The sequence below is a fragment of the Microcoleus sp. genome (assembly GCF_049646505.1).
GTDB lineage: Bacteria > Cyanobacteriota > Cyanobacteriia > Cyanobacteriales > Microcoleaceae > Microcoleus.
Map to the genome: position 1 here is coordinate 1 of NZ_JBARVX010000369.1, position 8,516 is coordinate 8,516.

The following is an 8,516-nucleotide window of genomic DNA, read 5'->3' on the forward strand; positions in this document are numbered from 1 at the left end:
GTTTGAACAATACCGATACAACCGAAAACGATATGATATCAATTCCTGTTGCGCCGTCAGATGACTTTGACCGTCAACAGTCAACCGTCAACAGTCAACCGTCAACTTTAATTTAGTATTCCGATGAAGAGAGGATTTGATATGAAATGCAAATCACCCGCTTTCCCGCATCCCTCCTGCCTTCTGCCGAGTGCCTCAATCCGAACCCGACGAAAAATATTCGCGCCGACTTACTTACAGATAGCTACCAATACGATCGCACTCCTAGACAAACGTTTCTTAATCTATTTCATAAAATAATGCTACAGTTAGTATGTCTGTTTTAAACATCGAACTTCGTTCTCCTGAAATCGTATGTGTAGCGGTATTTTATGAAATTGGTATTGCGTACCCCTTCATGATTGAACCGCTTTCGACGCGTTCCCCCCAGGGGTTCCCGCAGGGTAGAACGCGAAGAGAACAGGAAACACAAGAGTCATACCATTTTTCTAAAGATGTGCTGTGGATGAAGTCTTAGCCCCCCCCGAAATCGCGGGGGGTTGGGGGGGGTAATATCTAGCGCTACTTGATGAAATTGGTATCAGAAGATCGAGGGGGGTGGCAAACTCGGATTTGGTACAATACCAACTTTATAAAACATTGCTACAGTTAGTATATCTGTTTCAGACATCGAAATTCCTTCGGCATAAATCGTATTTGTAGCGGTACTTTATGAAATTGGTATTGCTCTGATTAAATCGGGTTTTTTGCCTAATTTTTCCAGAAAAAAGGGAGAAAAGTCATTTTCTTTTCCCCCAAATCTTATTTGTGCTTCAAGCGCGAACTCAAAACTAATCTAAATTCGAGTCCGGGTAATGATTGCGAATTTGTTCGGCTTCGGGACAATCGTCAGAAACTAGGGGTTCGCAGTTAGTTCTCGACACCGAAGCCAACTTCTGGGATACAGCTCCAATACTTTCTAGACGCACCATTTCTTCCCAGGAGCTAATTTCGTCTTCTTCGTCGGTTTCGTAGCGCAGCGTGACTAGATCCCCTTCAATATCTAGGATACGAGCGCGCTCTATCCAACGTTGCTGATCTCGAAGAAAAATAGAAACCTCACGACCATCACAACAGAGTTGATAGATTTTGCGCTGTAGCATTTGTCAGTTCTCCTGCGCAGTGTAACTTGCTTAAAATATGGGCTGTTTACCTTGACATTCTCCCCAACCTCAAGGCGTGGGGATTCTCGATTCAAATAGCTTTCAGCAAGCACGGCTTGTCTGATATTGCCTAGCCCGATAGTTGATGCCCCAACCTATTTGAGATTTTTGGGATTTTATAGAGTTGAGACCGGATTTTGACATCTGGCGAATCAACAATACATAACTTATCATGAAAGCCGTCCGACAAGGACTGGATTCCTATCCCAATTTTTCTGTAACGTACTTTGAGTTTTAAATCGGAAGGCACAGCCATATTGACTGACCAGTTTCACGTTTTCTGAAACTTCAACACCGATTGGTGTTATTGAATTTGATTGTACCACTAAATCTATCCAGTATGCCATTTATCCGATCGCAGATTTTGCAGCCGCCGACATCTCTCGCTAGAGGCATTTGCCCGAATACATCACAGAATCAGGACTTGAGGGAACAATGGCTCAAGAAACCCTCGCTACCGACACTTTTTGGTCAGAAGTCAGGTTGAGATTTAATTTGACGATAATTAGTTGGCTGACAATTTGTTTTAACAGTCCGGACTGTTTTCAACTCGCAGTCTGAAACTGTTTGTTTTGCGTTGGTTGCGGGATTGCCCTGAAACGACCAAACCCTTACTATATAGTAGTCAATCCCAAACTGTTTGGAGTATTGTCTTCAATAGATTGATGAAAAAAATATACTATGTGAAAATGCTCTGTGCGCTCGTAGAGTATTGGTGCGCTTCCTCAACAAGCACCGCCAAACCGCTCTCAAGTAGTGAGTGACTGAGAGTCAGTGGGTTTGGCGGTGCTGTGGAAATCTCGATCGCTGGGCTGACCCGCCACTAAGCGAGTACGATATGGTGGGGGAATCATCCGGTTCTAGTTGAGCCAGCAGAAATCGAGATTTCGACAGCGCAGAGTCTGTGTTTGTTGTCGCTCTGTTTGGTCGCTGTTTGAGCTATCCGTCGAACAGTTGACAGCAGCAGACAACCACTGCTAACTCGCGCTAGAGATAGCCAGTCTCAGTTCATTAAAGAACTAGGCTATCTAGGTAATGACACCTCGCTTTCGTTGCCCGAAGTCTGGGCATACCTCTAAAGCTAATCAACCGCAGAAAAAGCTAATTTTCCGCTCTGAATGCTTTGGGTATGAACTCGATCCCGATCTCGCCGGAAGCAGAAATATCGCACTCAGAACGCTGATTTTCCGGCAAAACTCGACGAGTACGGGGATATTGTCAGCACTCCCTAATGTGTCGAACAGCATCGATCGAAAGCTGAAACCCTTTCGAGGTTTTCAGGCGTTGCGGTGGAGTTCAGATGCAAGCCCCCACCCTGCAGCGGCACTACGCCTGCGGCGGGCAGTTGACAACAAATTAAAGCGATCGATGCGCTAAGGAGAATAATTTATGGTATATGCAGAAAATTGGTCGCAGCCGTCTATCTTGGATCTAGCGCGATCGGGCAACTTTCAAGCCCTGAATTACTGGATAGACAGCTTGCTCAGACCCGAAGGGATTTATGCCCGCGTCGAACAAGCTCAGGCCGGCTGCGTCCAAATCTTAGTAGAATTCCAGCGCGAATTTACGCCAGAAACTACATTACTGGGGAGCACTCTCCGGGAAGGCTTAGTCAAATTTATTTGTCACCAACTCTGGAGACTCAACTCGCCAGCCGTAGAAGGGGTGCGAATTCACGCGCGGTTGGCTGGAGAACCAGAGATTCTCTGGAAACAGTCAGTGCGAATTGTGACTCCGGCAAATCGGCGGCAGCGGCGCGATCGTTCCCTATTGGTCATAGATTGGGTTAAATTTAAAACGTATCGTTCTCTGCTGTTAGTGGGTTCGGCACTTGCTTCATTTATTTTAGGGTGTTGGGTGAGCTACCACGAGGCTCTGGCTATCCGGTTAGTATCCCCAGTCTCGCCCTACCAGCAAGCTGCGGTAATGTCGGGGCCGCCTCCCAAACGTCCAGATTCGGTGCAAGCTGCTTTAGAAGTAGTACCCGTAGTCAAACAAAAGCAGGTTGCTAATCCCTACGACCCCACCGTAACGCTGATGTTCGGAGGAAATGTGAATCTATCGGATGCGATGGCAGCATCTGCCGGTAACGATTATCATTGGGCTTTCGCCAATATAGACGAGTACCGGCAAGCAGATGTTTCGATGGTTAATCTAGAAAATCCCCTGACTAGCTCTACCTTGACTAACAGCAAAAAACAATTAAATTTTAAAGCAGATCCAGAATCGGTGAAAGTATTAACTTCAGGAGGAGTGGATATTGTCAATCTGGCAAACAGCCACGCTATGGATTACGAGGAACCGGGGCTGGTGGAGACTATAAATACTCTAAATAATGCTGGAATTGGGCATCTGGGAGCCGGTAGAAATATTAAAGAAGCTAGGCGTCCAGATATTATTGAGGTTAAGGGTCAGCGGATCGCTTACCTCGGTTATTACGATGCTGACCTCAACGCCGCCGACCAAGGGAAAGCGGGTACTAACCCCCGCCGCAACAATCGCGTGGCAGAGGATATTCGAGCTATCAGGGGTCAGGTAGACTGGATTATTGTTAATTACCACTGGGGAGTTGAATTGGCAGATTATCCCGGAGACTGGCAGATTGATTTGGCTCGGTTCACGATCGACCAAGGAGCAGATTTGGTAGTGGGACACCACCCCCACGTCCTCCAAGGTGCAGAAGTTTACAAGGGCCGCCCGATTGTTTACTCGCTGGGTAATTTTATATTCGGCGCGAATGCTCGCAGCGATTACGATACCGCAGTCCTGAAAGTATCGCTCAAAGACAGGAACATGAAGGTAGAATTTCTGCCAGTGGAGGTGAAAAAGTTTCAGCCTTCGGTTGTAAATGGGGCGGCGGGCGATCGAATTCTCAAACACGTCGAGCAAATTTCTAGTATTTTCGATCGGCCAATGCGATCTTCTGTAGTTCTAGATGCCCCAATCAACCCAGGAATCAGACCAAAAACTCCAAACTCGACCTTGTACCCAGCCAAAAGCGGTACCTACGCGCCCAGGCTTAATTCCCCAGTCCCGGCCGGTGAAAGCAATCTGCCAAACCCCGGACAACTCAAACCTGCTCCGATTTTGCCACCTTTGCCTGCTGCGCCCAAACAGCCTGACAACTCGTCATTTTTTGAGAATGGGACGGGGCCTGCAATTGAGTCGAACCCGCCTCCAACTCGAGATTTGCCACCGCGCATCTACCGGAATCAACCTCAAAAGCCGAGCCGGGAACCAGATCCGTTTGCTCGAGAGCCATTCATTAAAGAACCGTTTATTTCGCCCCCACCTCCGAGCCTAGGAGAGAACCCCCAAAGCTATCTTTCCCCGAGTCGGGATCTATCTTTCAAAGTTGGACTCAAACAGCAGCCGACAAACAGGCTCGTTCCACGACGCACAGTCGGCAACCCCTCCGGGCCGCGGCTCGTCCTGCCTCCTATAGCTAGTAGCATTGGTTAGCAGGTGGGGTCGGAGCTTTTGATGGGGAGGAAAGGGCGGTAACGCGCGAACGGCAACATACCAGCGACCAATGATTAACGACCGATTTACTAACAACCAATGATCGACGACCTACTACCGATGACAAATGTGTTTGCGATCGCGCTGAAGCAAAAGCAGTACAAAACCTATATCCTCTCTGACGAAACCGCTAACTCTGCTCTAGAAGTTGTGCCGGAACGGGGCGGTATTGCCATTAGCTGGCTGGTTGAAGGCAAAGAAATGTTCTACTTGGACGCGGAACGGTTCGCCAATCCCGATCTGACTGTACGCGGCGGGATTCCCATCCTGTTTCCCATCTGTAGCAATCTCCCCGACAATACCTACACGCACAAAGGAGTTGAGCGCAAGCTCAAACAGCACGGCTTTGCTCGCGATTTGCCTTGGACGGCGACGGAACAAGTCACGGATGGTTGCGCGGCTATTACCCTGGTGCTTAACAGCGACGAGAAGACTCAGGCTGTTTATCCCTTTGATTTCCAAGTAGCTTTTACTTATCAAATTAAAGGCAATTCTTTGGAAATTTTGCAGGAATACACCAATATGGGTACTGAACCCATGCCATTTTCTAGCGGCTTGCACCCTTACTTTTTAGCTCCAGACAAGACAAATCTGCGCTTTGAGATTCCAGGGATGCAGTACAGGGATCAGAATACCCACTCCAAAGGTTATTTCACGGGGGCTTTCGATCCGGCGCTCCCTGAAATTCATGTTTCGTTTGATGAACTCACGGGTCTTGCTGCGATTGTTACTGACGCGGCCCGCAACTTGCGGCTCACCCTCAGTTACAGTTCCAGCTACGGGAAGTTGGTATTCTGGATGGTCGAAGGCAAGGATTTTTACTGTCTGGAACCTTGGACGGCCCCTCGAAATGCCCTCAACACAGGCGAACACTTGATTTATTTGCCCCCCGGCGCGACTTGCCAGATGCTAGTTCGCATGACTGCAACTTTTTTTTGAAAAAACACTTGCTATTTGAATTGATGGGTGCTACTATTAGAAATTGTCTGCGGTAACAATGTTTTGACGGGTCGCTAGCTCAGCGGTAGAGCATTCGGCTTTTAACCGATTGGTCTCGGGTTCAAATCCCGGGCGACCCATAAAAAATCTAGAATTTTGAGTTTCGAGTTGAATGCTCGGAACTCAAAATTTTACTTTTTGAGCTTTTAAGTAGAAATTTGGAAAGTTAATGCGCGATCGGCTACAAATTGTCTTAAGATTATCGTAAGAATTGAGCTTGTCTAAAACTCACGGCCCAGAAACACAAATAACTAGGAGGAATATCTATGGCGCTTGTACCTATGCGACTGCTGCTCGACCACGCGGCTGAAAACGGTTACGGCTTGCCGGCTTACAACGTTAACAACATGGAGCAAATCCAAGCCATCATGCGCGCTGCTGATGAAACCAACAGCCCCGTGATCCTGCAAGCTTCTCGCGGCGCTCGCTCCTACGCTGGGGAAAATTTCCTGCGCCATTTGATTTTGGCGGCAGTTGAAACCTATCCTCACATTCCCATTACCATGCACCAAGACCACGGCAATGCCCCCGGCACTTGCTATTCTGCCATGCGCCAAGGTTTCACCAGCGTAATGATGGACGGTTCTCTGGAAGCGGATGCTAAAACTCCCGCCAGCTACGAGTACAACGTTGAAGTTACTCGCGAAGTTGTGAAAGTGGCTCATTCGATCGGCGTTAGCGTTGAAGGCGAACTGGGTTGCTTGGGTTCTCTGGAAACAGGAATGGGCGAAGCAGAAGACGGCCACGGCTTTGAAGGTGCGCTTTCCCACGATCAATTGCTCACAGATCCCGAAGAAGCTGTTAATTTCGTTGAGCAAACCGGCGTTGATGCTCTCGCAGTGGCGATCGGCACTTCCCACGGCGCTTACAAGTTCACCCGCAAGCCGACTGGCGAAATTTTGGCAATCAGCCGCATTGAAGAAATTCACCGCCGCTTGCCGAATACTCACTTGGTAATGCACGGTTCTTCTTCTGTACCCCAAGAATTGCTGGAAATCATCAACAGCAACGGCGGCAAAATCCGCGAAACCTACGGCGTACCTGTGGAAGAAATCCAAAAGGGTATCAAGTGCGGCGTTCGCAAGATCAATATCGATACTGACAACCGTTTGGCGATTACCGCTGCGGTGCGCGAAGCTTTGTTTGCTAAGCCCGAGGAATTCGATCCGCGCCACTTCTTGAAGCCTTCGATCAAGTATATGCAGAAGGTTTGTAGCGATCGTTACAACTCTTTTGGTTGCGCCGGTCAAGGTACAAAGATCAAGCAAGTTTCTTTGGACGATTTCGCAGCTAAGTATGCTAAGGGCGAATTGAGTTCTTCTACTAAGAAGACTGTCGCTGTTTAAGAATTTTAGGTTTGAGATTTGAGATTTATCTGAAGTCTAAAGTTTGGATAGCCGGGTAGCTGCGAAGTTGCCCGGTTTTTGTTTGTGGACAGAAACCCATAGAAGTGATATTGAAAACTGTGCCCGCTATAGATATTTCCCTATTTTTGCTTACAATGAAGCTAATTGTTTGAAATTCAACCGTTTGAATCAAAGGTGAACGAATGGCAAAGGTTATTGCAGTTACAGATGCTATTAAAAGCCTTGCTGAGGCTGAATCAAGGTTGAATTTGAGCAGAACTGAGGATGAGGTTTTTTTTACTGAGTGGCTAGCCCAATTGCCAAATCCCAGCGATTCTGAACAAGCTGCTTTGGATACGCTACGACGCAGATTGCTATATCATAGAGCCGATGGAGAATTGTTAGAAGGGGCAGTGACATTGCTGGTGGCATCTCCTTTGTTAGAATTGGCGGGATTCTACGATCCACCTTTCAGGATGAAGGCTGAAGCTGCCATCGAAATTGCGATCGATGATGGGGAAGAAACGCTGCGCGGACGCATTGATATTTTGATTTTGCAGAATCAGCTTTGGGTAATGGTTTTGGAGTGTAAGAAGACTACGATTTCGGTGCGATCGGCATTACCCCAAGCATTAGCATACATGATGGCAAATCCCGATCTGGATAAACCGAGATTTGGGATGTTGACGAATGGCGATGATGTGTTGTTTGTGAAACTTATGGCTCAACCTACGCCCGAATACGGGTTATCGCGGGCATTTTCGATCTATACTGTGCGTAGTGAATTGCGATCGGCATTTCAAGTCTTGAAGCATTTAGGGCAAAGCATTACTAGCTGATAAGTTAATGTCGATCGTTTTCCATAATTTCTGTTTCAATTTCATCGGAGAAAGCTTCAGCATAGGCCCAAGCGTTAGCAATATCAGTAGCAGAGAGTAATCGATAGCTTGTGAGTAAATCGGCTTCGCTATAGCCAATGCGACGAGCTTCGACAAGTCCCCAAACGGTGATGCGAGTTCCTGCAATGCAGGCACTCCCACCACAGACATCAGGCGTTTTTTCAATACCGCGCCCCAGGGTGATTTTGCCCTGAGATAGGAGTTGAACAACTTGAGCTTTTTCGTCGTCAGAGAGTGCCAGCAGTTGAGGCTCTAATTCTTTCAGCGTCATGGCAAACAATGGAATTGCGACTACTGATTATTCTATCTAATTTATATCTCTTAGTCTCTTAGAGAGGGACTTCGTTTGTATCGTTGGGGGTGAAAATCAAACGACAAACGAAGTACATTCGATTTTGCATCCCTAAAGCGGTTTCAAGCGCCGAGTCTTATTGTGGCATATTGCCTCAATACAGGTGAAATAGTGTAAAATTTTGCTTGTTGTTCTATCAAGCAGCGCCGCGATAAAGATTGCAGCGCATTTACCAAATCTGAGGCGGGAATTTGGC

The 8,516-nt window shown here is 47.4% G+C and carries 6 protein-coding genes and 1 tRNA gene; 5 read left to right on the plus strand and 2 right to left on the minus strand.

What is annotated here, in order from left to right:
• Positions 1-830: 830 nt before the first annotated feature.
• Positions 831-1,142 carry a DUF6679 family protein gene (locus WBA89_RS18725; RefSeq protein ID WP_106148100.1) on the minus strand — a complete coding sequence of 104 codons (312 nt, stop codon included), beginning with the start codon at positions 1,140-1,142 and terminating at the stop codon, positions 831-833.
• Positions 1,143-2,591: 1,449 nt separating this feature from the next.
• On the opposite strand from WBA89_RS18725, the gene WBA89_RS18730 reads away from it, so the two are divergent.
• The 5 genes from WBA89_RS18730 to WBA89_RS18750 all read left to right on the plus strand — a co-directional run bounded on the left by WBA89_RS18730 (position 2,592) and on the right by WBA89_RS18750 (position 7,908).
• Positions 2,592-4,664 (plus strand): CapA family protein, encoded by a 2,073-nt coding sequence (locus tag WBA89_RS18730; RefSeq protein ID WP_424408717.1) that lies wholly within the window; start codon positions 2,592-2,594, stop codon positions 4,662-4,664.
• 99 nt (positions 4,665-4,763) lie between these two features.
• Entirely contained in the window at positions 4,764-5,663 is a 900-nt protein-coding gene (locus WBA89_RS18735) for an aldose epimerase (protein WP_424408718.1), read from the plus strand.
• A gap of 68 nt (positions 5,664-5,731) precedes the next feature.
• A tRNA-Lys gene (locus WBA89_RS18740) sits at positions 5,732-5,803 on the plus strand.
• A gap of 186 nt (positions 5,804-5,989) precedes the next feature.
• A complete protein-coding gene (gene fba, locus WBA89_RS18745; RefSeq protein ID WP_333091137.1) occupies positions 5,990-7,069 on the plus strand; it encodes a class II fructose-bisphosphate aldolase in 1,080 nt (359 codons plus the stop codon).
• Between the two features lie 203 nt (positions 7,070-7,272).
• Entirely contained in the window at positions 7,273-7,908 is a 636-nt protein-coding gene (locus tag WBA89_RS18750) for a type I restriction endonuclease (RefSeq protein WP_424408719.1), read from the plus strand.
• A 4-nt stretch (positions 7,909-7,912) separates the two neighbouring features.
• Here WBA89_RS18750 and WBA89_RS18755 read toward each other — a convergent pair whose 3' ends face one another.
• On the minus strand, positions 7,913-8,239 hold the full coding sequence (locus WBA89_RS18755; RefSeq protein WP_424408720.1) for a DUF433 domain-containing protein: 327 nt from the start codon (positions 8,237-8,239) through the stop codon (positions 7,913-7,915).
• Between the last annotated feature and the right edge of the window lie 277 nt (positions 8,240-8,516).